Raw genomic sequence first — 26,931 nt, forward strand, 5'->3', positions numbered from 1 at the left:
TTGGCCTGCACAAGCGGTTGTTTTACTCAAGCATTAATCATTTTAGATTCAACAAAGGAATGGATCCTTTCAACTGCTTTCTCAAGGGCATCAAGGGAGGTCGCATACGATAGCCTGATATAATCCGGCGCTCCAAATCCAGAGCCAGGTATAACAGCTACAAGAGCTTCTTCCAGCAGCCCCCGGGCAAAGTCATCAACATTTTCAAAACCGGTGCGCTCTGCGGCTTCCTTCACATTCGGAAATAGGTAAAATGCTCCCTGAGGCTTTAAGCAATGAAATCCGGGAATGGAAGTTAATTTGCCGTAAATGGCATTAAGGCGGCTTTCAAAGGCCTTGCGCATTTCTTCGACGGCATCCTGGGAGCCTTCATACGCTGCGATGGCTCCATACTGGGCAGTTGTAGTAGGATTAGAGGTACTATGGCTTGCCAGGTTTGTCATAGCCTTGATTAGTTCCTCATCACCTGCTGCGTACCCTATCCTCCAGCCTGTCATTGAATGGGACTTGGAAACCCCATTGATGATGATGCTTTGCTTTTTCAATTCCGGTGATACTTGTGCAATGGAAACATGGCCATTGCCATCATAAACAAGCTTTTCATAAATTTCGTCCGAAACGATCATGATATCATGCAATAGGCAGACTTCACCTAGTTCCCTAAGCTCTTCCTCTGTATAAATCATGCCAGTCGGATTGCTTGGTGAATTAATAATGATAGCTTTCGTTTTTCCGGTTATGGCTTCTTCAAGCTGCTTTTTTGTGATTTTAAAGGAATTATCCTCATGTCCCTCCACATATACAGGTGTTCCGCCAGCAAGCTTAATCTGCTCTGGATAGCTTACCCAGTAAGGGATGGGAACGATAACCTCATCGCCTTCATCAAGGATTGCCTGAAATAATGTATAAAGAACATGCTTGGCCCCGGAACCGACAATGATTTCAGAACTTGTGTACTCAAGCCCCTGATCTTTTTTCAGTTTTGAGATGATGGCCTGTTTAAGCTTTGGAAGCCCTGCAGAAGGAGTATATTTCGTATGGCCTTCTTCCATGGATCGGGCTGCAGCTTTGATGATATGTTCCGGAGTATTGAAATCCGGTTCTCCTGCACCGAGCCCGATGATGTCAAGCCCTTGAGATTTAAGCTCTTTGGCTTTAGCCGTAATGGCCAACGTTGTAGATGGTGCCAGTGCCTTTACACGATTCGCTAATTTCATGGATTTATCCCCCAATTTTATATGCTTCGGTAATATTTCAGCCATTCACCTGTCTTGAAGTCATAATAATTATAATTATAACGGCTTGATTCATCTAAATAAGTGACCTCCCATAGAGGCACATTATTTTCCATTCCAAGCTTAACGGAAATGATTTTTTGCGGATTCAGCTGCTTCTTGACAATGGATAGTATTTCTCCCCGGGTTTTCCCCGATTTGCTGTCTTCTATCACTGGCTTTTCCTTTTTATTGTCCGGAAGCCAGATTACTTTCTTTTTGCCGCTTTTTGTTTTGCCGACTACAACTGAATATGAGTCATTCCCATGATATAGATAGTAGTCATCCATCGTTACAAATCCGCCTTCTTTTTGGGCTTTTTTAAAGGCTTCAGTTTCGGCTTCTTTTTTTGGGCCCATTGCTTTAATGTAAGCACCTGCTGTAAAACCCGCAATACAAAGGATTAATATAACTGCCAGTATCATTGCTTTTTTCAATTTCAGCCACTCTTTCTATGTACGATAAATCGTAAATATCGCTTTTTCTTGATTTTCAGAATCGAGTGCAAGACCGAACATTAAATCTTTTTCCTTTAACGTCCGGTTCAGTGAATCGACAACTTTATACAAATCCGGTGAATTTTGAATCGTTAATGTAGATAAAACTTCTATTTTGCTTTCCATTTTAAATTCCTCCCAGTTTCCGCTTGCTGTTTGGACAGGCAAAGCTGCCTTCCTTATTAACACATTATATCAGGACGGGCTGTATTTCGATAATAAATTTCTTTAATAAAACCGAATTTATCAATTGTTTTCAAATCCATTTTTCTATTGTCTGAATCATTTCTTCCTGGGTGACTTCAAGCCATTGTGCAGGCGGAAGTGATTGCTGAAATTCCCTGCCATAGCGGGAGGTCATAACCCTTTTATCAAGAATCAGCAAAATGCCGCGGTCTGTGCTTGTCCTGATCAGCCTGCCAAAGCCCTGCCGGAACCTAAGAATGGCCTGTGGAAGTGAATAGGCGGAAAAGGCATTGATTCCTCTTTTCTCCAAAAGAGAACACCTTGCTGCAGTAACCGGCTCATCAGGAGGCGAAAAAGGCAGCCTGACGATAGCCAGGCAGGAAAGGCTTTCCCCTGGTATATCCACACCCTCCCAAAGGCTTGTTGTCCCAAAAAGGAGCGCTTTGTCAAAGGTTTGGAAGTTCCTGATAAGCTTCATTTTGCTTCCGCCGCTGATACCTTGGGCAAATAAAGTGAATTCCTGGAGACTTCCTGAGTCTTTTACCTTTTGATAAACACTCCTTAGCATATCATGCGAAGTAAACAAGACCATCATCCTGCCCTTTGCCGCTTTAGCAGCGTGAATAATTGAATTTGCCGCGGCCTCCGCAAATTCATCCTTAGAGCATGATGCTACATCTGGCATCGCAGACGGCACAAGGATTTTGACTTTTTCCTTATAATTGAACGGAGAAGGATATGACACCGTAAGGATCGGTTTATCCTCAATACCGAGCTGCGCCTTAAAGAATGCAAATGACTGTTTGACTGATAATGTGGCAGATGTCATGATGACGCTTTGCTGCCGGGAAAAATATTCATCCCACAGGATCTTGCTCCCAGAGATGGGCTGTGAGGAAAGCGATATCCCCTGATGGGGGCCGGCTTTGGTATAATCCAGCCAATAAATGGAGTCTTCATTTCTTTTTATAAAAAATTCATGCAGCGTTTGTTTGATATCCTCGATTCCTTTTAAAAGTACCTCCGCGTCATTCAAATAAAACAGGCTGTTCTTTCCTGCAGGATTTTCGCTGTTTTTTACAAGGTTAATACGGTTTTCCAGCTCGAACATGACGGAATTCAAATTTTGGATCAGGCGTTCTGTTAGAAATGATGCCTGCTTCCAATTCTCATTGGAATCAATGGGCAGCCTGTCAGGGCTTCCATTTTTCGTCAATTTTTCCGCCTGCCTGGCAAGAAAGTAAAAAAGCTGTTCAAATTCGTAAAAAAAGTCACTGATGTGCGCATTGAAGGTTTTTATAAGCGGCAGGTCAGTTTTTCTCCGTTTGCTGGCCATTTTTTCTATTTTATAAAAAAGCTGTTTTTGTTCATACGTTCCGAGCCTGTTGAGCATCGTTTTAACAGTAATGTAATCCAGTCTCCTGCCCAGGTGCCGGGAAGCAGCTTTTTCAAAATGATGCGCTTCGTCCAGGATCAGATAACCGTCGCCGGCAACACCGCTGTTTTTTGAGATAAGGTCTGCCATTAAAAACGAATGATTGGTAATAATAATATCTGCTTTCTCTGCAATCGCCCTTGCTCTTGTGTAAAAGTCCCTTTTTTGCCAAGGAAGCTGAAGTCCCTGATAGGTAAATTCATCGCTTTGAAGCCTTTCCCAAAAAAGCTGCCCGCCGCTGGTTAAATGGAGCTCGTCACGGTCGCCGGTTTCAGTTTCTGTAAGCCACACTAAAATCTGCATTTTAGTCAGCGATGTTTCATAGTTATCATCCTTTTGCCTCAATGACCTCTCAAATTTAGCAAGAGACAAGTAATTTCCCCTTCCTTTTAATAAAACCGCATGAATGGGGAAAGGCAGGATCTTCTTCAGCTGCGGCAGCTCCTTATGCAGAAGCTGCTCCTGCAGCTGAAGAGTGTAGGTGGAGACGATGATATTTTTACGGCGGCTCTTGGCAAAATAAGCCGCAGGAAGCAAATAGCCAAGGGACTTTCCAATTCCTGTTCCTGCTTCTATGATGCAATGCCGGGAGGATTGAAAAGACTGATAAATATTATCCATCATATTCAGCTGCCCATTTCTTTTTTCAAAAAGCGGAAAAGCACGGGCAATCAGTTTCACTTTTTCTTCTTCATTCATTGGATAATCCGGTATTTCACTTTCAGCATGGCTTTCACCATCTATTTTTCGAAATGCCAATCCCCTAAAGGTTTCAAGATCGGGATTATGCTTTTCAGGCTGTGCCAGCTTAAAGGACAGGCATTCATCTATCATTTCTGAAATCTCGCTTTTTAGTGAAAATGAATGTTTATACAGCTGTTTTAATGTCATGACTGGCAATGATTTCAGCTTTTTCTTGAACTCCAGCAGCAAAAGAGCTGTCACATAAGCGTCACTGTCTGCTCTATGCGGCCTTGCATGCTCAAGCTTTTCTTCCCTGGCAAGCTGATTAAGTTTATATCCATCTGACGTAGGTTTCAGGATTTTCGCAAGCTCCACGGTGTCAATGGCTGATCCGTAAAAAGGTTCATATCCCGAACGCACCAATTCTTCCTTAAGAAAAGACAAATCAAATAATACATTATGGGCGACAAACACAGAGTCTTCAAGAATACTGAAAATCTTTCCGGCAACTTCTTCAAATACCGGAGCATCCTTCACCATATCGTTGTCGATTCCAGTCAGCTCTTCAATGAACAGGGAAATGCTCTGTTCCGGACGGATATATGTCGAATATTCATCTACAATATTGTCATCCTCTATGATAACAGCCGCAAACTGAATAATCCGATCTCCCTTTTTGGGCGAATTGCCTGTAGTTTCTAAATCTATAACTGCATATCGCTGCGTCATTATTATGTACACCTCAAAATTCACTTCATACCAAAATTGTTCGTACTCTCTCACTTTTTATACCATACCAGACAAAATAAATAAAATGAAAGAATTTCAAATAAAAAGCGGAAGCGCCTTGTTCAGCCCGCGAAGCAAATAGGGTTTTGTCCTTGGAAGGCGTTTTTTGCCTTCTGAGGACGAAACGTCTTTTGCACAGCGGGCTAGGCGCTGCAGCTGGATTGAATAAAAAGCGAAAGCGCCTGTTCATAGGAACAAAGACTAAAACGCCGCGTCCTGCGGCAACGTCTTTGTGACCCCCATCCTGGGGGCCCTCGACTAGCATAAGACGCATAAGAATAGAAGGCGCTCTTTGCCTTCAATTCTTATGTGGCTTATGACCTCGAGAGGCTAGGTGCTGCAGCTGGATTGAATAAAAAGCGGAAGTGCCTGTTTTTAGAAACAAAGAGACTCCGCGTCCAGCGGCAACTTCTTTTTGACTCCCATCCTTGGGGCCTAAGCAAATTAATTATGTTTTTGGCAGGCGTTCGTCCTTGCAAGGTTTTCCTTTCCTTCAGGAGATTCCCGCCTTACGCTCCGACCACCTCAAGGATAAGGTCCCAAGGGGCTTAAAGCTTAGCCAAAAAGAAAAAGCCTGTTTTTCCCTGCCGAAGCTGCATAGCTGTATCGAAGACAGCGCAGATTTGGCAGGAAGAAAACAGACCCAAGTTTTTAAAAAATCATGGTTGCTTCCGGTTCATGTGAAATCATTTCAGCGATTTCATTTTTTTCATTCATAATAGCAATTTTAGGTGAATGGCTCCTGATTTTCTCTTCAGGCACCTGTACATATGAGATGATAATCACGATATCATCTGGCTGGACAAGCCTTGCAGCTGCTCCATTCAAACAGATTACGCCGCTCCCTCTTTCACCTGCAATCACATACGTTTCAAGTCTGGCTCCATTGTTGTTATTAACAATGGCGACCTTTTCGTTTGGCAGGATGTCTACAGCATCAAGAATATCCTGGTCAATCGTAATGCTTCCTACATAATTCAAGTTGGCCTCTGTTACCCGGGCACGATGGATCTTTCCGTTCATCATAGTGCGATACATGCTAAATCCTCCTCAGGTGCGGTTTATTTAAATGGTTATTGTAATGTTATCAATCAGCCTTGCACGTTCAAACTTGACTGCAATGGCAATCAAAACCTTGCCGGACAGTTTATCAAGCGGTTTTAAAGCTGGATATGAATAAACCTCTGCATAATCAATAATTCCGCTGGTATGGCTTTCAATATGTTGTCTGATCATTGAAGAAAGGACAGCAGGATCCCTTTCCCCTGCTTCGGCTGCTTTTTGTGCAAGCTGCAGGCTTTTATACAATTGGCTTGCCTGACTCCGCTCTTCATCAGAGAGGAACACATTGCGGGAGCTTTTGGCAAGTCCGTCTTCCTCGCGTACAGTTGGGACAGGAACCAGCTCAATATCAAAATTAAAGTCCTTTATCAGGCTGCTCACTACAGCAACCTGCTGGGCATCCTTCATTCCAAAATACGCTCTGTCGGGGCTTACGATATTGAACAGCTTTGTCAGTACAGTGGCAACACCGTCAAAATGGCCTGGCCTTTGTCTGCCGCAAAGCACGTCTGTACGTTCCTTGACAATTGCTGTAACAGAAACGTCTGAACCATACATCTCTTCTACTGACGGATAAAATAGGTAATCAGCGCCATCTTCTCTTGCTGTTATTTCATCCCGCTCTATATCACGGGGATATGTCTCAAGATCTTCATTCGGGCCGAATTGCAGCGGATTGACAAAAATGCTGAGCACTACAATTTCATTATCTCTTCTGGCATTTTCAATCAGGGTTCGATGTCCTTGATGCAAGAAGCCCATGGTGGGTACAAAGCCAACACTTTTTCCGGAAGACTTTTCCTCACGGACATGCTTTTGCATTTCTCTCACAGTTGTTATTATCTTCATGCTTATGCTTTCCCTCCGTATAAGGATGAAACTTCGTCTTCCTTCATAGTAAATGAATGGTCAATAGAAGGAAATTCCTTCGTTTTTACTTCTGCCACATAATCTTCAATCGCTTTAGCAACAAGCTGATTGGCATCTCCGTACCTCTTGACGAACTTTGGAACTCTGTCAACTCCAAAGTTCACAACATCATGGAATACGAGAACCTGTCCGTCTGTACCGCTTCCTGCCCCAATACCGATTGTCGGGATGGAGAGCTCATTTGTCACAAGCTCTGCAACTTGATATGGCACACATTCAAGCACAACCCCAATAGCTCCAGCCTCTTCACACTTCTTTGCATCTTCAATAAGCTTTTTCGCAGCTTCGGCATTTTTCCCCTGGACCTTATACCCTCCAAGGACTCCAACCGATTGCGGCGTTAAGCCCAGATGGGCCACTACCGGAATGCCAGCCTCTGTCAAAGCTTTAATTTTAGGGAGTACATCTCCCGCTCCCTCAAGCTTTAAGGCATTGGCCTGCCCTTCCTGAAAAATTCTTGCAGCATTCTTGAGGGTATCCTCCATCGAAATATGGTAGCTCATAAACGGCATGTCTGTCACAACAAAAGTGTTCGGGGCTCCCCGTTTGACTGCCTTTGTGTGGTGGATCATATCATCTACTGTGACTGGAATCGTTGAATCATAGCCAAGCACCACCATACCAAGTGAGTCTCCGACTAAGATCATGTCCACTTCCGCTTTTTCGGCAAGCTTGGCAGCAGGAAAATCATAGGCTGTAATCATCGCAATTTTTTCGCCCTTGCTCTTCATTTTCAAAAAGTCTCCAGAAAGCTTCATCCTTTATCCTCCTTTTTCATAGAGGAGATGAAAACATCAGCAACAATCTGTTCTGTGTTTTAAACCAAAAAAAGAGGCATACTGCTCCACTGCTGTACCTTGTAAAAAAAGCATCGCTTCCTGCAAGGCGCAGCAGTTCATTTGTTCAGTAAACCTCTTTATTGCTATTAGTCTTTTCATCCCTCCGTCCCCGTCCATTTCAATGGATCAAGGCAGAAATTTTTTTTGTTTGGCCGAGCATTTTTGGGTGCAGCTCTAATTTGATACTGCCCACATGCATTATAACAATATCAAACAAAAATTTCTATTATTATCATTATCTTAACCATCTTAAAAAATTTTACCTGGAAGAATAGTAAAAAATATCAGGTGATTTCCACATCTGCCGAATAAATGCGGCGGATTTCTCCGTCTTGGCTCCTGACAAGGAGCACTCCCTCATCTGTGATGCCAAGCGCCCTTCCCTTGATGGTTTCATTCAAGGTTGTTGCAGTGATTTCCTTGCCAAGGCTGATGGCATAGCTTTCCCACATAATCTTCACAGGAGCAAATCCTTTTGTTAAATATAAATCATAAAGCTTTTCCAATTTAAGCAAGACCTGCTGTATCAATCCGGCCCTCGAGATATTTTTCCCTTCTTCCATGGAGAGAGATGAAGCTTTCTTTTGCAGCTCCTCAGGGAAGTCCCCAAGCTGCTGATTGACATTGATGCCAATCCCGATAATGACCGAGTGGATGCGATCCGCCTCAGCCTGCAGCTCTGTCAGGATCCCAGTCACTTTCTTTTTATTTATCAGTACATCATTGGGCCATTTAATTTCCGGCTTAAGTTCTGTCATTTCCTCAATAGCCTGGACAACGGCCACCGCTGCAAGAAGGGTTAGCTGGGGAGCTTCATGGAAGGGAATGTTTGGACGCAGAATCAGGCTCATCCAGACACCCGAATATTTAGGGGAATGCCAGTTTCTAAGAAGCCTTCCCTTTCCCCCTGTTTGCTCTTCCGCAACAATCAAAGTTCCTTCTGCCGCTCCCTCATTTGCCAGGCGGTGAGCAATTTTCTGTGTGGAATCCACTGTTTCCTCATAATGGATAACCTTTCCAAAACGGCTTGTCCTCATGCCAAGCTGGATTTCATCAGCTGTTACCTTTTCAGGGGTGCTGACAATTTTATAGCCTTTTTTCCTGACAGCCTCAAGCACGTAACCCTCGCCTCTCAAGCTTTCGATGTGCTTCCAGACAGCTGTGCGCGAGCATCCCATATGTTCTGCGATTTCCTGCCCGGAGATGAATTCGCCATCTGCTTTGGTAAATGCTTCAATTAATTTCCCTCTTAAATCAGATTGCATGAAGAAAGCCACTCCTTAATTGCTTCCCGGTCATTTTCCGTCTGCTTTTCCAGCACGGCCAATATGATGGAATCAAGATATTCTTTCATCCATGGACCTGGCTTTTGATTTCTCCACTCGAGAAGATCGTTTCCCGTAATGGCTAAATCAGACGATTTTTTGACCGGAAGACTTGAGAATTTCTTTATAGTCATAGTTTCAGAAATGTGTACATCCTGACGTTTAATAACCGCTCTTACCCTGCCCGCTTTTATGCTAATGTCCTGACCTGCCTGAAATAATTGAAAAGTGCTGATTTCATCTTCCTGATTTACCAGTGCAAGGATTTTTTGTATTTCACGAATTTGCTTAACGGGCATCTTCCAATTCCGCAAAAACGGCTCCGCTGCTGATATACCGTTTGTAAAAAGCAGCAGTGACCATTTTTCAGCCAAGGATGGAAGACACGGCAGTTCATATTGGCAGTATTTCTTTAAACCTGTCTTAAACGGCTCCAGGCCAGGAAGGTATTGAAACATTTCACTTTTTATCAGGAGTTCAATTGCATTTTTGTTGAAGCTGCCTTTTAGCAGCTTTTCGAATTCTGAAAAAATCCTCTCTGTGGCAATGTTTCCAAGAAGAGGTGCATGCTTTTTCAGCGATTGAAAGGTATGCTCCTCAAGCTTAAAACCTAAGGTGCCGGCAAACCGGATTGCCCGCAGCATCCTTAATGCATCTTCATGGAATCGTTCCTTTGGATCGCCCACTGTAACGATTATTTTTTCTTCGATGGCCTTTCTGCCTTCAAAAGGATCGTGCAAAATGCCCATTTTATCCATGGCAATGGCGTTCATCGTAAAGTCTCGCCTTTTCAGATCTTCCAGCAGCGATCTGACAAAGTCGACTTTATCGGGTCTTCTGAAGTCTGTATATCCGCTTTCTGTCCGAAATGTAGTCACTTCATAATGTTCATTTTCATGTATCACCAAGAGTGTCCCATGTTCAATTCCAATATCTGCTGTGACAGGAAAAATGGACTTTATTTCATTAGGGGTCGCAGAGGTGGCAATATCCACATCATTTATTTCCCTGCCTGCTATTTCATCACGGACCGAGCCTCCAACAAAATAAGCTTGAAAACCGGCTTTTTCTATTTTTTCAAGAATCGGCACGGCAGATAAAAATATTTCATTCATCTCTCCCGTTCTCCTGTTTTTGTAGAGCCTCAGGCAGCAGTTCACGATATATGGATTCATATTGGGCCGTAATGATATCAGAGCGGAATTTTGTTTTAACTAGCTTTTTTGAAGCTTCGGAAAAACGCTGATGCATGTCTTCATCCTGAAGCAGCATAATTGCCTTTGACGCCACATCTTGAACGTCTCCCAGCTTGCAGATAAAGCCAGTTTTCCCGTCCTCAATTACTTCAGGTATCCCGCCGATATCCGTTCCAATTCCAGGGACACCGCAGGCCATCGCTTCGATAAGGACCAAACCGAAGCTTTCTTTTTGCGAAAGAAGCAGAATCAAATCACTCATGGAATACAATTCTTCCAGATTATCCTGCTTTCCGAGAAAAAGGACTTTGTCTTCTATGCCAAGCTCCTTGACAAGATTGCACACGACTGTAATTTCCGGACCGTCTCCTACCAGAAGCAATTTTGAAGGGACCTTTTCGCTAATAGAGTAAAAGGCTCTGACAACATCCTGCACCCTTTTTACAGCCCTGAAATTGGACACATGGATGATGACTTTTTCGCTGCTGTCTATTCCGTATTCCTGCTTAAGAGATTGAGATTCTTTTTTTTGATATACTCGTTCATCAATAAAATTGTAAACCGTCCTGATATCCTTATCAGGAGCAATCACTTCTGATGTTTGGGCGACAAGCGCATCGGAAACAGCAGTAACAGCATCCGATTTTTCAATGCCAAATTTGATCAGTTCAGTCAAAGACGGATCATACCCAAGCACCGTGATATCTGTTCCATGAAGCGTAGTAACGATTTTTACCGGATGTCCTGCCATCTGCTTTGCCAATATGGCACATACAGCATGAGGGATTGCATAATGAACATGGAGGATATCGAGTTTTTCCCTGTTGATGACTTCAGCCATCTTGCTGGCCAGCGCCAAATCGTACGGCGGGTATTGGAAAACAGAATACGAATTCACTTCTACCTGGTGGTAATACACATTGTGATACATTTTATTAAGCCTAAAAGGCAGGCTTGAGGAAATAAAGTGAATTTCATGCCCTTTTTCGGCCAAAAGCTTGCCTAGCTCAGTTGCCACGACTCCTGAGCCTCCCACTGTGGGATAGCAAGTAATTCCTATTTTTAGTTTCATAATATTCTCCTATTGCTTAAATATAAAGTGACATTCCCCTTACATCTGCTTGTTAGTTGGTCAAATGTTTTTGGGGCATTTTTTCCCCTCTGGTACTTCTGTAGTTCTATTAAACGGATGAGAGTCTGCTGTATCCTTAATTAAATAAATCGGCTGAAAGCAGCAAAGGTTTCTTGGCAATAAAGCCCTCTGCAAACTTAACGCCTGCTTCTTTCCCAAACAGCCGCTCTCTTGCTTCAACAGTTTCTATATAACCATTCACAAGAGGTGTGTCCACGCCATCCCCGCTTTTTTGGAATTGGCTTTGATAGGCACGCAGGCTCTCAAGCTTTGCATCCATCTCATTTGTCACATCCACAACAAAATGCGGCTTATGAAACCCATTAATCATATAAAGGTACATGGCATCTATCTTATGCGCAGGCAAACCCGTTTCTTCCATATACCGTCTGACTCCAGCAGAAAAAGCGGCTTCCTCCACCAGCTTCGCGCAGTTTCCATGATCCGGGTGGCGGTCTTCCAAATAAGGGGCAAAGATAATTTTGGGTTTATACTTTCTTATAACCGCAGTGATTTTCTTTATGTATTCTTCTTTCATATATAGCCCCCTGTCGGGAAGATCCAGTGCCATTCTTGAAACACCAAGAATCCGGGCAGCTTTTTCTGATTCTTCCGCACGCAGATCGACAGTTCCGTTGGATGACATTTCGGCTTTTGTCAAATCACATATTACTATTTTTTTGCCTTGTTTTGCGTATTTTGCCAAAGTGCCGCCCATGCCAATTTCTGCATCATCGGCATGAGCGCCAAATGCAATTATATCCACATTATCCATTATCTTTTTTTCTCCATTCCATATAACCGCTTCTCAAGCCTTGAATCAGCACTTCGGCAGTTCCCATATTGGTTGCAAGCGGCACATTGTAAACATCAGACAGGCGCATAAGAGCCGTTACATCAGGCTCATGGGGCTGGGCAGTCAGCGGGTCACGGAAAAAAATAATTAAATCCATTTCATTTCTGGCAACCATTGCCCCGATTTCCTGGTCCCCGCCCAAAGGGCCTGAGTTAAACCTTGTAACTGGAAGAGAGACCTCATCAATAATTTTCTGGCCGGTAGTTCCTGTGGCATATAGATGATGCTTTGCAAACACTGCTTTATAGGCAGTAACAAACCTCATTAAATCTTCCTTCTTCTCATCGTGGGCAATTAATGCAATATTCATCCTTTTCCCCTCCTACTCCATGATGTTTTCCAGACCGTATACCAAAACATCAAGTTTCATAATCGTTTCAACTGCAAGTCTGACACCTGACATGAATGATGCCCGGTTGAAGGAATCGTGGCGGATTGTCAGCATTTGTCCATCAGCTCCAAACATGACCTGCTGGTGCGCAACCAGCCCCGGCAATCTGACACTGTGGATATGCATCCCATCCACATCTGCTCCGCGGGCACCTTGTATGGTTTCTTTTTCATTTTGATGGCCCTGGGTTTTAGCTTCCCTTACTTTAGAAATTAAGTCTGCTGTTTTAACAGCTGTCCCAGACGGGGCATCAAGCTTTTGGTCATGATGCATTTCAATGATTTCAATATCAGGAAAATACTTGGCAGCCATTTGTGAAAATTTCATCATCAAAACCGCTCCTGTTGCAAAGTTAGGTGCGATGATGCAGCCAAGACCTGTGTCTTTAGTTAATCCATCCAGTTTTTCCAAATCCTCTCCGGAAAAACCGGTTGTGCCCACTACTGGGCGGATTCCATGCCTTAGGGCTGCTTCCGTATGGAACATGCCTGTTTCAGGTGTTGTCAGGTCAACAAGGACATCTGCTTTAACAGAAGAAAAACATGCTTCTGCATCCGTGTATACCGGAGCATCCATGTCTTGGAAACCCTCCATATGTTTTATGTTGCTGTAATCTTGCTTTCTGTCTAACACGGCTGCTAATTCAAAATGGGCAGTTTCATGGATCAGCTTTACTGCTTCCCTTCCCATTCTTCCCCTAGGCCCTGCTACTATTACTTTAATTGTCTCCATTTTCTTTTTCCCCTTCCTCTATCCCGCTGCCTTCAATTTTAGTCCATCTGTTGCTGTCGCGCGTCGAAAATTTATGCATAACAGCATCATGTGCAGTCTGCAGGTCAATATTAAGGGAGTTTGCAAAACAGATTAGCACGAACAGCATATCACCCAGTTCTTCTTCTACTGTATTTGCCGCCTCTGACGCTTTTTTCGGCTTTTCCCCGTAATAGTGATTCACTTCCCTTGCAAGTTCTCCCAATTCTTCAGACATCCTTGCAAGCATGGCCAGAGGGCTGAAGTACCCTTCTTTGAATTGGCTGATGTACCTGTCGACTTCTTTTTGCATCATTTGAAGTGTTTTCTTTTCTTCCAAATCATTCACCTGCTCATATGTAGTCAATGCACTTGCCATTTATCCGCAAAGAATTGCTGATTCTTCTATTCTTTCTTCATGTTAGCTAAAAGTTGCGATAATGACAAGATTTTCGCTGTCAGGCTGATTATTGCTGTTACTTGATTATTCCTATATAATAATGAACATTGAGATTTTTGGCATTTTCATTTATTTACATTGGAGGTATTTTCCGCATGTTTTTCGGATTGCGCATTAAAAATATTTTGTTTATCCTCTTTGGTTCAGCCATTTTCGGATTTGGGCTCGTACACTTTAATATGCAAAACCATCTTGCAGAAGGCGGGTTTACTGGGATTACCTTAATTATCTATCAGGTATTTGGTTTAAATCCTTCTTATTCTAACTTAATCCTGAATGTTCCCCTCTTTTTCATCGGATGGAAATATCTTGGGAAAACCTCCTTTCTTTATACAATTGTAGGTACTGTAGGATTATCGATATGGCTTTGGGTTTTCGAGAAATATCAGCTGAAAATTGCCCTTGGCCATGATTTGATGCTGGCTGCCTTATTTGCTGGTGTTTTTGTAGGTATTGGACTGGGAATTATCTTCCGGTTTGGCGGTACTACGGGAGGCGTCGATATCATTGCTACGCTGGCCCATAAATTCTGGGGGCGCAGCATGGGCAGGACCATGTTCATGTTTGACGCAGTTGTCATCACCCTTTCCATTATCATCTACTTGGATTATCGCCAGGCAATGTATACCCTTGTCGCTGTTTTCATTGGCGCCAGAGTCGTGGATTTCATGCAGGAAGGCGCTTATTCAGCAAGGGGCGCCATGATTATCAGCGATAAAAACACAGAAATCGCAGATAAGATCATGAAAGAAATGGACCGGGGAGTTACAGTTCTGCGCGGGCATGGATCTTTTTCTAAAACAGACCGTGATGTACTGTATTGCGTGGTCGGAAAAAATGAATTAATGAGGCTGAAGAATGCCATTACTTCTGTTGATCCGCATGCCTTTGTTTCGGTCAGCGAAGTGCATGATGTTTTAGGAGAAGGATTCACGCTTGATGAAAATAAAAACCCGATACAAAGGTAACTTTAGTACATTTCAAAAAAAATCCCCCTGAAATCAGGAGGATTTTTTTTGATTTAATCGTCATTTCTTGAAATCCCTGTATAAACAAGGATTAATCTTGCTAATTCAGCGACTGCGACAGTAGCTGCAGCAACATAAGTGAGAGCGGCGGCATTCAGGACCTTTTTCGTTTCCCGCTCTTCATCATTCCTGATAATGCCAAGCGAGACGACTTGATCCATGGCGCGGGACGAGGCATTAAATTCAACGGGAAGTGTAATGATCTGAAATAGCACGGCCGCTGCCATAAATACGATTCCAAGCAGCAGGAGCCCTGAGAGATGGGCAAATATTCCTATAAGAATCAGAATCCAGGATACATTCGAACCTAGATTGGCGACCGGTACTAAAGCATGCCGGAACCTAAGGAATGCATACCTCTTCTGGTCCTGGATGGCATGGCCGCATTCATGGGCCGCAATGGCAGAACCCGCAAGCGAGTAGCCATGGTAATTATCTGAAGACAGCCGCACTGCCTTTGCACCGGGGTCATAGTGATCGCTCAGCACCCCGGCAGTTTCTTCAACAGTAACATTATAAAGACCGTTCTGGTCCAGTATAGTCCGGGCAGTTTGGGCGCCTGTCATTCTTGACGAAGAAGGAACCTGTGAATATTTTCTATACGCGCTTTTTACTCTTGATTGCGCAAAAAGAGGGATCAAAATAATGATCGCAAGATAAATAAAATACATATTAGCCTCCTGTTCTCGCTGTAATAAGTCTTATTTTAGGAGGGGATTACTTCCCTGTCAATCATTGCGTTCTTTCCTCGGACTTTCGGTTCCCTCTCCCCCTTTGTATTTTCTCCAGCCTACATAAGATAAAGTCAAAATGATAATGCTTCCTGTTGTAATGATTACCCACCATAATGAAGGGTCCGCTTCATCCTTGGACATATCATCAAAAATGGATTTTAAATCCTGCTGCAGCCCGTCCAATTCCTTTTGGCCAGATTCATCTGACAAAAGACCAGGCTCATACTGCTTTATAAAATTCACCCTTGCATCCAGCTTCTCTAGGGTGTCCTTTGAAAGATCTACCTTTAAGCTCGGATGTATGACGCTATATTGATTCAGCAGGATGCTAATTTGATTATGAAACTGTTTAGAATCCTTTTCTTTAACAGCTTCCTTTGTCTGGCTGAAGGCAGTCATCATAGGGTCCTCCATTGAAGTCCACAGAGGCTGCCTGTTGGACTTTACAGCGTCCATCACAAGACGGAATTTAGTGACAGCATCCACCTTTTTACTGGCGCTTGCCCGTTTATCCCTGATTGCAGTAAGCGCCTCATCATGGGATGCTGTTATGACTCTTAACTCGTCCATGTTGAATATCTGCTTTTTGCCTTTTATGAACCTATCAGAGAAAAAAAGAAGCATTTTTTCAGAATCGCTGTATTTTCCAACCTTCGCCAGCTGCAGGGAATCATCCGATATATCATCCAATTGTCCTAAAACAGAAGAGGAATTGGCGTGAACACTGGAAATGGTTATTGTAAGGAATGCGGCAGCCAGCAACAGAATTTTTTTTATCATACCCCTTGTCCCTCCTCATTTCTCTTTACACAATATGAGAACAGGAAAGGGAGTATGACCCTTTGAATCCAAAATTATTGGATCTTCAGAGTAAAACGTTTTTCTCTATAACCAAAATAATATCCTGCAAAAATAGATAGTATACTAAGCCAGAATGTAAAATATCCGATTTCGTTCATATACATCCATAAATCACTGTACCTGGGCATCATATCGAATACATAATCAATGATGTCGTTATGAACAGTCCATACAGCTGCTGCTGCAAGATGCCAGGCTTTAATTCTGTAAAACGGGGAGTACAAAATGCCCTGAATCGCCATCGCCCCATGTGAACAAATCAGCATATACCCTTCCCATGGCAGATGGCCTGTAGTGGCAAGAGTAAGCAGATTCATGACCACTGCCCATATCCCATATTTGAATAAAGTGATAAGGGCCAGCGCTTCCATGAGTCCCCAATTTCTTTTCAATATAAATCCTACAAGGACAAAGACAAAGAAAAGGGTTGCAGTAGGGCTGTCCGGGACGAATGGGAGGAAAATTGCCGGTGTCTCCTTCAGCTGATAGCCGTACCAGTAATATCCATATATTGTGCCGAGAACATTTACAGCCAGAAGCAGTCTTAATGTGTGTTTGTTGGCAAAAAATCCGTATAGCATATTCATTTTCCTACCTCTTCCTGCTAAGTCATTACTTTCAATATATTATTTTATCCTTTTTACAGATGATTTCATAGCTCCCTCCGCTTTTTGAAGATTAAAAGTATGGTTTTTAAGTAGCTTCATGCTCTTTCTGGTAAAATAGCAAAAAACCGGCGGTACTGACCGAAGACATTGAATAAGACTTTAAAGGATGCCTTTGTTAAATTGGCGGCTGATTTCCGCTGCCGGATGCTCGCTTTCCGCGGGGCGGGTGGTGAGTCTCCCAGGCTGCGCCCGCTGGGTCTCACCTGTTCCGCTAATCTAAGCAGGAGTCTCACCTTACGCTCCAATCAGCCTGACTTAACAATGGCACACATTAAGAAACAACCATCATAAAGAAAAGAGCCTTTATAAAACATTAACGAATGTTCACGAGGTCAAATTCCTTATTCTTTTAGGAATCAGATCTTTTCGATTTGGCCATTTCCATTGATGGATACAACATCATACTCAGGCAATACAGCCGCTTCCTCAAATTGATTAAGAGAACTATGAACATAAAAAATCCGTACTTCTTCCAAAATTATGGAATAAGTACGGATTTTTTGTCTCCAGGTCCCCAGGAAACCGAAAAATCTGCTATTTACAGAAGTCCCGGTTCTTGGCCTGTCAATTTTAGTTTTACTTGCTTTTAGCTTTAGAAACAAAGTCAGCAAGCACCTTTAGTTGTGCATCTGTTCCTTTAAACATCCCCTTTGGCATGGCTCCCCGGCCGTTTTTCGCTATTTTGGCGATTTCTTCCGGTTTAAGGCCATTGTCCATCAGTGCTGGTGCTGCGCCTCCGCCTGTCAGCTCAGCTCCATGGCAGCTGATGCATCCGTTCGATTGAAACAGTTTATATCCTTCACTGTTTTTATCGATTGCGCTGGCTTTTACAATCGCACCCTGCTTCTTAGCAGCTTTCCAGTCATGATGTGCTGCGGACTGCCAGGTTAAAAACGCAATTGAAGCGACAGCCAAAAGCATGAAACCTGTTGCCAGCGGCCTGCGTGCAGGACGCCTTTCAGGTCCCCGGTCAAGGAATGGAGCCAAAAGCAATGCCCCAAATGCAATTCCCGGAATGATCAGCCCGATCAGATTATAAGGCCCTGAAGCATAAGAATATTTTAATAGCTGATACAGAAACAGGAAATACCAGTCAGGAAGCGGCACATATCCAGTATCTGTCGGATCGGCAATCCGTTCCAGCGGAGATGGCTCAGCAATGGTTACGCATAAATAGCCTACAAGGAAAACAGCCCCGACCATCCATTCCTTTAGAAGGAAATTCGGCCAAAATGCTTCCGTCTTGCCAGGGTATTCCGAATAATCTTTTGGAATATTCGGTTTACGATCTGCAGGAACACGCGAATCGCCTACAAATTTCATACCTTTTCCTCTATGCATTGAACAATCCCCCTCCTTTATGAAAAGGTTATTAATACTAATAAATCAGAAATTTTACAATGGTCCAGAAATCCCTTGTTTACGGATCATCAGGAAGTGGCCAGCCATTAATGCCAGCAGCGCTGCAGGAAGGAAGAATACATGGATGGCAAAAAAGCGTGTCAGCGTCTGGGCACCGACAATTGTCGGATCACCGGCTATTAATGTTTTGATGGCTGGTCCGATAAGCGGAACAGATTCCGCAATTGTCAAACTAACCTTTGTAGCAAATAGCGCTTTCATATCCCAAGGAAGCAAATAGCCTGTCAGGCCCAAAGCCAGCATAACGAAGAAAATCAGTACACCGACCATCCAGTTCAGCTCGCGCGGTTTTTTGTATGCGCCCTGGAAAAATACGCGGAGAGTATGTAAAAACATCATAACAATAACCAAGCTTGCTCCCCAGTGGTGCATGCCGCGGACAATTTGCCCGAAAGCGACTTCATTTTGCAGGTAGTAAACAGACTGCCATGCATTTTTAATATCCGGAACATAATACATGGTTAAAAACATGCCGGAAAGAATTTGTATGGCTGTTATGAAAAAAGTCAGCCCGCCAAAACAATAAACAAATGCAGAAAAATGATGTGCAGGGTTTACATGCTCAGGAACCTCGTGGTCAGCAATATCCCGCCATAATGGCGTAATGTCTAACCGTTCGTCTACCCAGTCATAAATCTTGTTTAACAATGATTACGCCCCCTTTATTGCGGCTTCTTTGGACCTAAATAAAGAATTCCGTCTTTTTCTTTGGTTTCATACATATCAAGCGGTTTCGCCGGCGGAGTACCCGGTACGTTCACTCCTGCTTTTGTGTACCTGCCATAGTGGCAAGGGCAGAAAAACTGATTTGGGTTGCCTTTGTCTGTGTTCCATCCGACCGTGCAGCCCAAATGCTTGCAAATAGGTGATAAGGCCACGATTTTACCGTCTTTTCCCTTATATACCCACGCAGTGTTTGTAACCTCAGATTCATACCAGCCGTCAACTTCCTTGAAAGAGAAGTCAACACGTTTAGGTTCATCGGTTAAATCGCTGACCTTTTCTTTGGTAGCGACAAAATTGCCGCCAGCGCTCGTTTTAAGAACAGGATCTACAGCAAACCGCACCATTGGCATCAACGCGCTCGCTGCCATAAACCCGCCAACACCAGTGAGTGTGTAATTAAGGAATTGACGTCGTGAAACATTATGTTTACTCATGCTTTTTCCCCCCTTTATCACTTAACTGAGTCCAAAGGACCAATGAAATAAGAACACTATTAAACTAGGACATTACAATGATATATCAATAATTCGACAAGGTCAATATTTCTCAGGATAATTTAAGCGCTTACAGAGCCAAATTTCACAAAATTCGAACTAAATGGCTTTTTCCCAGTTTAAGGTGAATATTTCCATTACCTGGCGCACTTGTTCACTGACAAGAGAACGTGCCTGTGCCAGTTCAAGATGCTCAAGAGGAAGTGACGGAATCCAGATGAGGCCACCTTCAAGCTCGCTTTCACATCTTTTCCATTCACTGTCACACGAAAGAAAAAAGACATGCTTGAAATTATTCCCGCGTAATTTTGCAGCCCAGGAGTTAGCATAGCTATAGTTTCTTTCCTCCTCCATTAAATAGGTCAACGAAGGCATTAGAAGAATCCTGCCTTTAAATTGCCTTTCAATTTCAGCGGATAATATGGCAAGGAATTCATACATGGAAGAAGATTGCTTCATTTGGCTGTCAAGTGAAATGGGAGCCAGCGGAATCAGGACCGTATCCACAAAATCCTTGGCCCCGTTATACATTTCAATATCAGCAGGTATCCATTTCATTTCATTCACTTCTCCATTCTTTTTTAGGTGTCATACAATATTTTATCATTATTTCATTAATTTGGGATACCTGCTTTCTCCCGTATTCTTCGCCTCAAGCTTATAGAGGCTCTTAAAACTTCCCCTTAGAGTACTCGCTTTCCTGAAACTCAACCTGTTAGCTATACTTATTATTTTTTCTGCACTCGAATAGTGATCTCCATTATAAGACAAAAAAGCCAGAACCCTTAAAAAATAAGGGATCTGGCATCGTGAAGTTTGGTTAATACCTTTATAATAGCAATAGGTTGATTGGAACGAAAGGTGCGAGACTCCTGCGGGATCAGCGGGACAGGTGAGACCCCGCAGGAGCTTGCACTGAGGAGGCGCACCGTCCGCCCCCGCGGAAAGCGAAGCATCCTGCAGCGGAAATCAGCCGGCCATTTTAAGAAAGGCTACCATTTAAAGGCTTTTTCAGTGATTTTCCTGTCAGGCAGGGGCTTAAAACCGGTAAAGCTTTTGCCATGTCGGATGCTTGTCAGACTTTTTGCAGCTTGAGAAGCTTTTCTGTCAGTGTTTTAAACATTTTTTCGTCATTGTTGTCAAGCGCATCATCAATTTCCTTTAATATCCGGTCTTTCTGGAAAGACAAAATGGTATTTTCCAGGAATTGCTCAGCGAGAATCTTATCCTTATCATTGCCAGCCGTGCTTCTCGGCATAAACGGATTATTCTCAAGCACTGAAGCATATTGATAGGAAGAATAAGCAGATTTAAAATTCAGCTGGATAAATATATCTTCTTCCCGGTTAAGGCGGATGTCATGAAAGGACTTTTCAGCATCCGTTGTCATGATATTTGACTTATAAAATCTGAAAGGAGCTTCATCAACACAGTGGGTTGACATGATCAGGCCCCGCGGGCAATACTGTGCATGCTCCACAAAATGAACTTTTTTCATCAGCTGGTCATGGCTCATCAGGTAATTTAATATCCAGACGCATTCCCTTCTTTTAAGCTGATAATGATTTAAAAACCACCGTATAAAATCTTTCTTTTCGTTCACAGATACAGGGGCAGCCACCATGAGTTCCCTCCTCTGTATTAGATTTTCCCACCCTGGCTAACCTACATTGAATCAGGTTCTTCTGCAAGCCGGTCTAGCATCATTGCATAATCATCGTTTGCAGGATTCATTTTCGTAAGCTTAGTAAATATTTCTCTGGAGGTATGGCGGTCTCCTTCTTCAATTAAAAAGAATCCGTAATCTTCTAGAAAATCTTCATTGCTGTTAAATGAATTATATGCTTTATGATAGCTCTTTAATGCCTCTTGATATTGCTCATTTTTCTGATAGCTAACTGCAGCCATCCATTCAAACTGGGGATCGTCTTCTCCATATTCCCTTACACTTTCGATGCATTCGAGCACTTCATCATATCTTTCTTCATGCATTAGCAATTTGATAAGAGTCAGCACCGCTTCAAGGTATCCTGGATCAATGGCAATCGCCTCTCTGAATAATTTCTCTGCATCTTCTGAAACTCCTTTTTTCAGGGCGATTTTTCCGCCGAAAAAATAAAGCTCCTTATTGAATTCATCTTCCCGGATTCCTTCCTTTACAGTTTCAAGTGCAGAATCCAGGTCTTCAAGATGTTCGTATGTTTTTGCAAGGTGCAGATAAAGTGAATGATACTCTTTATCCAGTTCTTTCAATTCAGTGAACTTTGTTGCCGCCGTTTGATACATGCCCGCCTGGTAGGCTGTGAAGGCATATTCAAATAAAGTGTTGATCTCCAGTTTGTCCTTCAGGGCCTTTTCAAAGTACGGAAGAGCTTCTTCAAACTTTCCGGAGGTGCTTAGTGCCTCTGCAACTCTTTGATTCACATTAGTGCCGCCTATCTCTTCCTGCTGCTCCAGCACTTTTATGTAGCTTGACACCGCATCCTGGTCTCTTCCCTGCTGGTAATAAAGCTCTCCCAATGCAAAATCAATGAGGACTTCGTCCGGCAGCAGTTCCTTTGCTTTCAGCAGTTTTCTTTCGCTGACTTCGTCCATTCCCTGAAGCTGGAATAAATCAGCTTCCAGCAGCAGTGCACTTGGATAAAGGTCATCATCAGGTCTAACTTTCTCAAGCAGCAGCATGGCTTCATCTTCCTGATCCAAATCAATAAGAATTTCAGCAAGGGAGACAATAAGCTCCCCTTCATTAGGGTACAGCTTAAGCAAATGTTCAAATATATCTTTTGCTTCCTCAATAAAACCCAGCTGAAGCATTTCATCTGCCAAAACCAGCATATCCTCAGCTGATTCAGAGGTTTTAATTCGATTTATATGAACATAGGCGTCTTTTAATTCGCCTTTTTTCAAATGTTGAATGGCTTTATCCACTATATTCATGAAATTTTCCTTCCTGTGATAGTCAGTCTGCACCTGCAGTATTCGGTGAAATTAAAAAATTGCAGCAGGAAAAGCCGTAACTGGCATCACACAGCGCCTTGCACTGTTTTACTTCAGCCTGCATAATTTCCGCCGCCTGACTTATCGCATTATTAATGCTGCGATTATAAGTTTATCATAATTACGTTCGGCATTTCCATTCGCACTCCTTGCTTGCCTGGATTTTCGTAATTCCCTATCCATGGCTTCTCCAGCACGATGCGGTTTTCCTTCAATTCTAGGCCAATAATTCAATAAGCTTCCTTCCTTTTTCACGGAAGATGGGCGCTGATATTCTGGAATCCCTGACAAGCAAAGCCTGAGGCCAGAAAAAGCCGTTTTTCAGGAGAAACTTGAACAAATGATAAAAAACACCAGGCAAATACCTGGTGCTACGATGGAAGGAGAGTATTTAAATGATCGAAAAACTGCGGATATGAAACTTCTATAGCCTCAGAGCCAGTAAGATTCATTTCTCCTTCTGTAATGAGTCCTGCTATTGCCAGCATCATGCCGATGCGGTGGTCTCCATGGCTCGAAACAGTGTTTCCGGCAAGGGGTTTTCCGCCTTTGATTATTAATCCGTCATCAGCAGCCAGAATGTCAGCACCCAGTTTGGATAACTCTCCTGCAACTGTGTCAATCCGGTTCGTTTCTTTTACCTTCAATTCTGCGGCATCCTTAATGATCGTCGTTCCGCTAGCGTGAGCAGCAAGGAGGGCGATGATCGGAATTTCATCAATCAATCTTGGAATCAGGCTGCCGCCTATGGTTATCCCCCTCAATTGAGAAGATCTCACGGTTATTGTGCCGTATGGCTCACCGGATTCTTCTGCTTGATCAATAGTAATATCAGCTCCCATTTCCTTCAATACGTCAATGATGCCGGTTCTGGTAGGATTCAGCCCTACATTTTCCAGGACCACTTCACTATTTTCCGTTATGGCTGCTGCGGCCATAAAAAAGGCAGCAGATGATATGTCACCGGGAACAGAAATATGCGTACCTTTTAATTTCTGGCCGCCTTTAATCGTAATTTTATGGCCGTCTTTTTCAATTTCCCCTCCGAAAAGCGAAATCATTCTTTCTGTATGATCTCTTGTTTTCTCCGGTTCAATAATCACTGTTTCCCCTTCTGCCTGCAGTCCAGCGAGAAGGATGGATGATTTAACCTGTGCACTTGCAACAGGCAGTTCATAACGGATTCCGCGGAGCTGTCCCCCCCTAAGTGATAAGGGTGTGAAGTTCCCATCTTTCCTGCCGTCAATTTTGGCACCCATTTGGCGCAATGGCTGAACGACGCGGTTCATCGGCCTTTTTGCAATGGAAGAGTCACCTTGTATGGAGACATGAAAGTCAATTCCGGCTAAAATGCCCATCATGAGACGGATGGTTGTTCCTGAATTGCCCACATCAAGCTGCTCAACTGGCTCTATTAACCCTTCCAGTCCTTTCCCGATAATAGAGACAGAATCCCCATCAGCGGAAATTTGGACGCCAAGTGCCTTAAAGCATGAAATCGTGCTCAGGCAATCTGCACCCGGCAAGAAATTTTCAACAGTGGTCTTTCCTTCAGCAATTGACCCAAACATGATAGACCGATGTGATATTGATTTATCACCCGGTACTTTAATAGATCCCCGCAATGAGGAGATTTTAGTTTGAAGTTTTCTAGTATTCACTGACATCCCCCTATTTGTATATTAAGCCAGGATTGTTTCATAGTCGGTTAATCTGCCTATGCAAGCTGCTGCTTTTTTTCTGTCCTCATCTGTCTGGAAGCTGATGACTAGCACTCCGTAGATTTCTTCTCTAGTCTCGAGGATCCTGATGTTTGTAATGCTGATTTCTTCATTTGCCAAATAGCCGGTTATTTCTGAAATGACACCTGCAAAGTCCGGGATATTTATATATAAATCGTAAAATGCAGGGATGGCCCCCTTTGCACTTTGAGGCAATTCATCTCGAAATGATTTAGCATTTTTAAAAAAACGGTGTATTTCCGTGCCGTCTTCCGCTGCCATAAATGCTTTAACTTCGTTCATCATGTCAAGCCAATCTTCCATGAGTGCAAGCAGTACATCTTTGTTATGCAAGAGGATATCACGCCACATGTCAGGACTGCTTGAAGCAATCCTTGTTATATCCCTGAATCCTCCTGCAGCAAGCCTTGCGACCAGATTATTTTCTTTGCTGTAGCCTTCCGCCTGTTTAACAAGGCCAGCGGCTACAATATGAGGAAAATGGCTGATGACGCCTGTCAGCAAATCATGTGTCTCCGGAGAAACAACAAGAAAATTTGCCCGAGTGCCTATGAGCCACCCTTTCAATTTCTCCACATGCTCATCCTCAATCCCAATGCCGGGAGTAAGAAGATAGAAGGCATTTTCAAAGAGGTTATCTTTCGCTGCACCAGCACCGCTTTTATGCGAACCTGCCATAGGATGGCCGCCTATGAAGGTGATTCCGCTTGCGGAAAGCTTTTCAGCTCTTTTCACAATGGTGCTTTTGGTGCTTGCTGCGTCTGTAACCAGCACCCCCGGCTTTAGAGGAAGACTGGACAATGCATCCAGGACTTTTTCTGCCGCTGTTACTGGAACGGCAATGATGATTAGATCTGCCTCAAGGGCCCCTTCTTGAAGGGAATCGGCTGATTCATCTATAATTCCAAGCAGCTTCGAAAGTTTGATATTCTTTTCACTGATATCATATCCCGTGATTTCAGCATCAGGATGTCCCATTTTAATGTTTTTTGCTAGTGATCCGCCTATTAAACCCATTCCGATGACAAATACTTTTTTGGCCATGTTTTCCCCCCGCTTTTTTAATGTTGCCGGTCAGTGTCAGCTTAAGCAAAAAAATGCAGGAAAACTGCCATTCATAAAATGCAGGCCAATTGATTAAATCCGGCTACATGATCTTAACGATTAACCTGCCGGGCAATAAATCATAACACTGTGTCAGCGGCATCTTTTTCGTTTGCAGCTTTTACATACTCTTTCATCACTTGGATGATTTCTTCATTTTGCTCATGCGATCCGATTGTAATGCGGAGACTTGTAGGGAAGCCAAGATTTTTTCCGGAACGAGTGATAAATCCGCGCTCAAGCAAAAACTGGAATACCTCATCAGCATCTCTATTAAAATCTATTAATATGAAATTCCCCTGTGAAGGGTAATAAAAAAGATTTTGTTCTGCGCAGAAAGCATAGTACTGCCCGAGTCCTTCGCGGTTCACACGCTTGCATGTTTCAACGAATTCCTGATCTTCCACTGCAATCATAGCAGCCCTTTGGCCAAGGGTGTTGACGTTGAAAGGTTCTCTTGCAGGCTCCAGTTTTTTAATGATATCTTCGTTCGCCATTCCATATCCTACTCTAAGGCTGGCCAAGCCATAAATCTTGGAGAAAGTCCGCAGCACGATGATATTCTGATATTCATTGATCCAATTTGACGGATCAGGAAGGTCATCAGCAACTGCATACTCAAAATATGCTTCATCCAAAACAACCAGTACGTCGCTTGGAACAGCATCCAGTACATTTCGCAGATCAGTCTCGTTTATATAAATGCCAGTAGGATTGTTTGGTGAGCATAGCCAGAGGACTGCTGTATTTCCATCAATGGATAACAGCATTTTTTCTAAATCATGCGCCCCGCCGATCAGCGGAATTTCCCTGATTTCAGCTCCCTCAAGGACGGCATTATGGCGGTACTGGGGAAATGTCGGCGCAGCCATGACTGTGTTCAGACCTGGTGCAAGCAGGCTGCGTGAAATCATCTGAATGATTTCATCCGACCCATTCCCGAAAATCAATTCTGTTTCCTTCACCCCTGCATGCCGGGCAACAGCTGTTCTTAACAGTGTGGCGTAGCCGTCCGGATAAAGCGCAAGAGATTCATTAAACTCAGCAAGATATTGCTTTACTTTGCCGGAACTTCCAAAAGGGTTTTCATTTGATGCAAGCTTTGTAATCTTGTCAAGGCTATATAGCCTCTTGACTTCCTCAATTGATTTACCAGGCTGATAAGGCTTTAAGGCAAGAACGGCTTCTTTCCATTTCATCATGACCACTCCTTTTTTTCATCACATTAAAGCAATAAAGATAACTAAATTATATCACAGTATGCTGCCTGTTTAGCTTGTATCTAAAAAAACAGTTCTTGTCAGGCCACCCTTTTGCCTCCCGCAACATTCCAATTTTTTGCAGTCAGC

At 43.2% G+C, this 26,931-nt stretch carries 28 protein-coding genes; 1 reads left to right on the forward strand and 27 read right to left on the reverse strand.

Annotation, left to right across the window (positions count from 1 at the left end; genetic code table 11):
• Positions 1–26: 26 nt before the first annotated feature.
• The 14 genes from ACN6MY_RS16600 to ACN6MY_RS16665 form a co-directional block, all read right to left on the reverse strand.
• Positions 27–1,217, reverse strand: a complete 1,191-nt coding sequence (locus ACN6MY_RS16600; RefSeq protein ID WP_419881185.1) for a pyridoxal phosphate-dependent aminotransferase — start codon at positions 1,215–1,217, stop codon at positions 27–29.
• A gap of 17 nt (positions 1,218–1,234) precedes the next feature.
• Positions 1,235–1,711: a DUF5590 domain-containing protein gene (locus ACN6MY_RS16605; RefSeq protein WP_419881186.1), complete on the reverse strand. Its 477-nt coding sequence runs from the start codon at positions 1,709–1,711 to the stop codon at positions 1,235–1,237.
• A gap of 15 nt (positions 1,712–1,726) precedes the next feature.
• Positions 1,727–1,897: a YpmA family protein gene (locus ACN6MY_RS16610; RefSeq protein ID WP_419881187.1), complete on the reverse strand. Its 171-nt coding sequence runs from the start codon at positions 1,895–1,897 to the stop codon at positions 1,727–1,729.
• A gap of 130 nt (positions 1,898–2,027) precedes the next feature.
• Complete coding sequence (dinG, locus tag ACN6MY_RS16615) at positions 2,028–4,805, reverse strand: ATP-dependent DNA helicase DinG (RefSeq protein ID WP_419881188.1); 2,778 nt, start codon at positions 4,803–4,805, stop codon at positions 2,028–2,030.
• A gap of 711 nt (positions 4,806–5,516) precedes the next feature.
• The gene (panD, locus tag ACN6MY_RS16620) at positions 5,517–5,903 is read right to left on the reverse strand and encodes an aspartate 1-decarboxylase (RefSeq protein ID WP_419881189.1); all 387 of its coding nucleotides are present in this window, start codon (positions 5,901–5,903) and stop codon (positions 5,517–5,519) included.
• Between the two features lie 27 nt (positions 5,904–5,930).
• Entirely contained in the window at positions 5,931–6,776 is an 846-nt protein-coding gene (panC, locus tag ACN6MY_RS16625; protein ID WP_419881190.1) for a pantoate--beta-alanine ligase, read from the reverse strand.
• 2 nt (positions 6,777–6,778) lie between these two features.
• Positions 6,779–7,615 (reverse strand): 3-methyl-2-oxobutanoate hydroxymethyltransferase, encoded by an 837-nt coding sequence (gene panB, locus ACN6MY_RS16630; protein ID WP_419881191.1) that lies wholly within the window; start codon positions 7,613–7,615, stop codon positions 6,779–6,781.
• Between the two features lie 365 nt (positions 7,616–7,980).
• Positions 7,981–8,961: a biotin--[acetyl-CoA-carboxylase] ligase gene (locus ACN6MY_RS16635; protein WP_419881192.1), complete on the reverse strand. Its 981-nt coding sequence runs from the start codon at positions 8,959–8,961 to the stop codon at positions 7,981–7,983.
• Positions 8,946–10,136: a CCA tRNA nucleotidyltransferase gene (locus tag ACN6MY_RS16640; protein ID WP_419881193.1), complete on the reverse strand. Its 1,191-nt coding sequence runs from the start codon at positions 10,134–10,136 to the stop codon at positions 8,946–8,948. Before ACN6MY_RS16640 ends, ACN6MY_RS16635 begins: the two co-directional genes overlap by 16 nt.
• Entirely contained in the window at positions 10,129–11,289 is a 1,161-nt protein-coding gene (gene bshA / locus ACN6MY_RS16645; RefSeq protein WP_419881194.1) for an N-acetyl-alpha-D-glucosaminyl L-malate synthase BshA, read from the reverse strand. The genes ACN6MY_RS16640 and bshA overlap by 8 nt, the downstream gene beginning before the upstream one ends.
• Before the next feature lie 136 nt (positions 11,290–11,425).
• Positions 11,426–12,124, reverse strand: a complete 699-nt coding sequence (gene bshB1 / locus ACN6MY_RS16650; protein WP_419881195.1) for a bacillithiol biosynthesis deacetylase BshB1 — start codon at positions 12,122–12,124, stop codon at positions 11,426–11,428.
• On the reverse strand, positions 12,117–12,515 hold the full coding sequence (locus tag ACN6MY_RS16655; protein WP_090989351.1) for a methylglyoxal synthase: 399 nt from the start codon (positions 12,513–12,515) through the stop codon (positions 12,117–12,119). Before ACN6MY_RS16655 ends, bshB1 begins: the two co-directional genes overlap by 8 nt.
• A 12-nt stretch (positions 12,516–12,527) precedes the next feature.
• A complete protein-coding gene (gene dapB, locus ACN6MY_RS16660) occupies positions 12,528–13,328 on the reverse strand; it encodes a 4-hydroxy-tetrahydrodipicolinate reductase (protein ID WP_419881196.1) in 801 nt (266 codons plus the stop codon).
• Positions 13,315–13,725, reverse strand: coding sequence for a nucleotide pyrophosphohydrolase (locus tag ACN6MY_RS16665; protein WP_419881197.1), 411 nt, complete (start codon positions 13,723–13,725; stop codon positions 13,315–13,317). Before ACN6MY_RS16665 ends, dapB begins: the two co-directional genes overlap by 14 nt.
• A gap of 176 nt (positions 13,726–13,901) precedes the next feature.
• Between ACN6MY_RS16665 and ACN6MY_RS16670 the strand changes: the two genes are divergently transcribed.
• Positions 13,902–14,774, forward strand: coding sequence for a YitT family protein (locus ACN6MY_RS16670; protein WP_419881198.1), 873 nt, complete (start codon positions 13,902–13,904; stop codon positions 14,772–14,774).
• 53 nt (positions 14,775–14,827) lie between these two features.
• Here ACN6MY_RS16670 and ACN6MY_RS16675 read toward each other — a convergent pair whose 3' ends face one another.
• The 13 genes from ACN6MY_RS16675 to hisC form a co-directional block, all read right to left on the reverse strand.
• Positions 14,828–15,505 (reverse strand): zinc metallopeptidase, encoded by a 678-nt coding sequence (locus ACN6MY_RS16675; RefSeq protein ID WP_419881199.1) that lies wholly within the window; start codon positions 15,503–15,505, stop codon positions 14,828–14,830.
• A 57-nt stretch (positions 15,506–15,562) separates the two neighbouring features.
• Positions 15,563–16,348 (reverse strand): sporulation protein YpjB, encoded by a 786-nt coding sequence (gene ypjB, locus ACN6MY_RS16680; RefSeq protein ID WP_419881200.1) that lies wholly within the window; start codon positions 16,346–16,348, stop codon positions 15,563–15,565.
• A gap of 74 nt (positions 16,349–16,422) precedes the next feature.
• Positions 16,423–17,016: a DUF1405 domain-containing protein gene (locus ACN6MY_RS16685; protein WP_419881201.1), complete on the reverse strand. Its 594-nt coding sequence runs from the start codon at positions 17,014–17,016 to the stop codon at positions 16,423–16,425.
• 437 nt (positions 17,017–17,453) lie between these two features.
• Positions 17,454–17,699, reverse strand: coding sequence for a hypothetical protein (locus tag ACN6MY_RS16690; protein WP_419881202.1), 246 nt, complete (start codon positions 17,697–17,699; stop codon positions 17,454–17,456).
• Positions 17,674–18,438, reverse strand: coding sequence for a menaquinol-cytochrome c reductase cytochrome b/c subunit (locus tag ACN6MY_RS16695; protein ID WP_071351193.1), 765 nt, complete (start codon positions 18,436–18,438; stop codon positions 17,674–17,676). Before ACN6MY_RS16695 ends, ACN6MY_RS16690 begins: the two co-directional genes overlap by 26 nt.
• A gap of 54 nt (positions 18,439–18,492) precedes the next feature.
• Positions 18,493–19,167 (reverse strand): menaquinol-cytochrome c reductase cytochrome b subunit, encoded by a 675-nt coding sequence (gene qcrB / locus ACN6MY_RS16700; protein WP_071351192.1) that lies wholly within the window; start codon positions 19,165–19,167, stop codon positions 18,493–18,495.
• Positions 19,168–19,181: 14 nt separating this feature from the next.
• Positions 19,182–19,679 (reverse strand): ubiquinol-cytochrome c reductase iron-sulfur subunit, encoded by a 498-nt coding sequence (locus tag ACN6MY_RS16705; protein WP_071351191.1) that lies wholly within the window; start codon positions 19,677–19,679, stop codon positions 19,182–19,184.
• 159 nt (positions 19,680–19,838) lie between these two features.
• The gene (locus ACN6MY_RS16710; protein ID WP_419881203.1) at positions 19,839–20,297 is read right to left on the reverse strand and encodes a YpiF family protein; all 459 of its coding nucleotides are present in this window, start codon (positions 20,295–20,297) and stop codon (positions 19,839–19,841) included.
• Positions 20,298–20,814: 517 nt separating this feature from the next.
• Entirely contained in the window at positions 20,815–21,360 is a 546-nt protein-coding gene (locus ACN6MY_RS16715) for a ReoY family proteolytic degradation factor (protein WP_090989424.1), read from the reverse strand.
• 44 nt (positions 21,361–21,404) lie between these two features.
• Positions 21,405–22,676 carry a tetratricopeptide repeat protein gene (locus tag ACN6MY_RS16720; protein WP_419881204.1) on the reverse strand — a complete coding sequence of 424 codons (1,272 nt, stop codon included), beginning with the start codon at positions 22,674–22,676 and terminating at the stop codon, positions 21,405–21,407.
• A 431-nt stretch (positions 22,677–23,107) separates the two neighbouring features.
• Complete coding sequence (gene aroA / locus ACN6MY_RS16725; protein WP_419881205.1) at positions 23,108–24,397, reverse strand: 3-phosphoshikimate 1-carboxyvinyltransferase; 1,290 nt, start codon at positions 24,395–24,397, stop codon at positions 23,108–23,110.
• A 21-nt stretch (positions 24,398–24,418) separates the two neighbouring features.
• Positions 24,419–25,522 carry a prephenate dehydrogenase gene (locus tag ACN6MY_RS16730; RefSeq protein ID WP_419881206.1) on the reverse strand — a complete coding sequence of 368 codons (1,104 nt, stop codon included), beginning with the start codon at positions 25,520–25,522 and terminating at the stop codon, positions 24,419–24,421.
• A 140-nt stretch (positions 25,523–25,662) separates the two neighbouring features.
• Positions 25,663–26,781 carry a histidinol-phosphate transaminase gene (gene hisC / locus ACN6MY_RS16735; RefSeq protein WP_419884194.1) on the reverse strand — a complete coding sequence of 373 codons (1,119 nt, stop codon included), beginning with the start codon at positions 26,779–26,781 and terminating at the stop codon, positions 25,663–25,665.
• Positions 26,782–26,931: the final 150 nt, after the last annotated feature.

Origin of the sequence: Peribacillus sp. B-H-3 (assembly GCF_048572925.1) — a bacterium.
Lineage (GTDB): Bacteria > Bacillota > Bacilli > Bacillales > DSM-1321 > Peribacillus.

What these genes read in the sequence shown, in the direction of transcription:
- ACN6MY_RS16600 (WP_419881185.1), bottom strand. Translation starts at nt 1,217, where the DNA reads ATGAAATTAGCGAATCGTGTAAAGGCACTGGCACCATCTACAACGTTG.
- ACN6MY_RS16610 (WP_419881187.1), bottom strand. Translation starts at nt 1,897, where the DNA reads ATGGAAAGCAAAATAGAAGTTTTATCTACATTAACGATTCAAAATTCA.
- dinG (WP_419881188.1), bottom strand. Translation starts at nt 4,805, where the DNA reads ATGACGCAGCGATATGCAGTTATAGATTTAGAAACTACAGGCAATTCG.
- panD (WP_419881189.1), bottom strand. Translation starts at nt 5,903, where the DNA reads ATGTATCGCACTATGATGAACGGAAAGATCCATCGTGCCCGGGTAACA.
- panC (WP_419881190.1), bottom strand. Translation starts at nt 6,776, where the DNA reads ATGAAGATAATAACAACTGTGAGAGAAATGCAAAAGCATGTCCGTGAG.
- panB (WP_419881191.1), bottom strand. Translation starts at nt 7,615, where the DNA reads ATGAAGCTTTCTGGAGACTTTTTGAAAATGAAGAGCAAGGGCGAAAAA.
- ACN6MY_RS16635 (WP_419881192.1), bottom strand. Translation starts at nt 8,961, where the DNA reads ATGCAATCTGATTTAAGAGGGAAATTAATTGAAGCATTTACCAAAGCA.
- ACN6MY_RS16640 (WP_419881193.1), bottom strand. Translation starts at nt 10,136, where the DNA reads ATGAATGAAATATTTTTATCTGCCGTGCCGATTCTTGAAAAAATAGAA.
- bshA (WP_419881194.1), bottom strand. Translation starts at nt 11,289, where the DNA reads ATGAAACTAAAAATAGGAATTACTTGCTATCCCACAGTGGGAGGCTCA.
- bshB1 (WP_419881195.1), bottom strand. Translation starts at nt 12,124, where the DNA reads ATGGATAATGTGGATATAATTGCATTTGGCGCTCATGCCGATGATGCA.
- ACN6MY_RS16655 (WP_090989351.1), bottom strand. Translation starts at nt 12,515, where the DNA reads ATGAATATTGCATTAATTGCCCACGATGAGAAGAAGGAAGATTTAATG.
- dapB (WP_419881196.1), bottom strand. Translation starts at nt 13,328, where the DNA reads ATGGAGACAATTAAAGTAATAGTAGCAGGGCCTAGGGGAAGAATGGGA.
- ACN6MY_RS16665 (WP_419881197.1), bottom strand. Translation starts at nt 13,725, where the DNA reads ATGGCAAGTGCATTGACTACATATGAGCAGGTGAATGATTTGGAAGAA.
- ACN6MY_RS16670 (WP_419881198.1), top strand. Translation starts at nt 13,902, where the DNA reads ATGTTTTTCGGATTGCGCATTAAAAATATTTTGTTTATCCTCTTTGGT.
- ACN6MY_RS16675 (WP_419881199.1), bottom strand. Translation starts at nt 15,505, where the DNA reads ATGTATTTTATTTATCTTGCGATCATTATTTTGATCCCTCTTTTTGCG.
- ypjB (WP_419881200.1), bottom strand. Translation starts at nt 16,348, where the DNA reads ATGATAAAAAAAATTCTGTTGCTGGCTGCCGCATTCCTTACAATAACC.
- ACN6MY_RS16685 (WP_419881201.1), bottom strand. Translation starts at nt 17,016, where the DNA reads ATGAATATGCTATACGGATTTTTTGCCAACAAACACACATTAAGACTG.
- ACN6MY_RS16695 (WP_071351193.1), bottom strand. Translation starts at nt 18,438, where the DNA reads ATGCATAGAGGAAAAGGTATGAAATTTGTAGGCGATTCGCGTGTTCCT.
- ACN6MY_RS16705 (WP_071351191.1), bottom strand. Translation starts at nt 19,679, where the DNA reads ATGAGTAAACATAATGTTTCACGACGTCAATTCCTTAATTACACACTC.
- ACN6MY_RS16710 (WP_419881203.1), bottom strand. Translation starts at nt 20,297, where the DNA reads ATGAAATGGATACCTGCTGATATTGAAATGTATAACGGGGCCAAGGAT.
- ACN6MY_RS16720 (WP_419881204.1), bottom strand. Translation starts at nt 22,676, where the DNA reads ATGAATATAGTGGATAAAGCCATTCAACATTTGAAAAAAGGCGAATTA.
- ACN6MY_RS16730 (WP_419881206.1), bottom strand. Translation starts at nt 25,522, where the DNA reads ATGGCCAAAAAAGTATTTGTCATCGGAATGGGTTTAATAGGCGGATCA.
- hisC (WP_419884194.1), bottom strand. Translation starts at nt 26,781, where the DNA reads ATGAAATGGAAAGAAGCCGTTCTTGCCTTAAAGCCTTATCAGCCTGGT.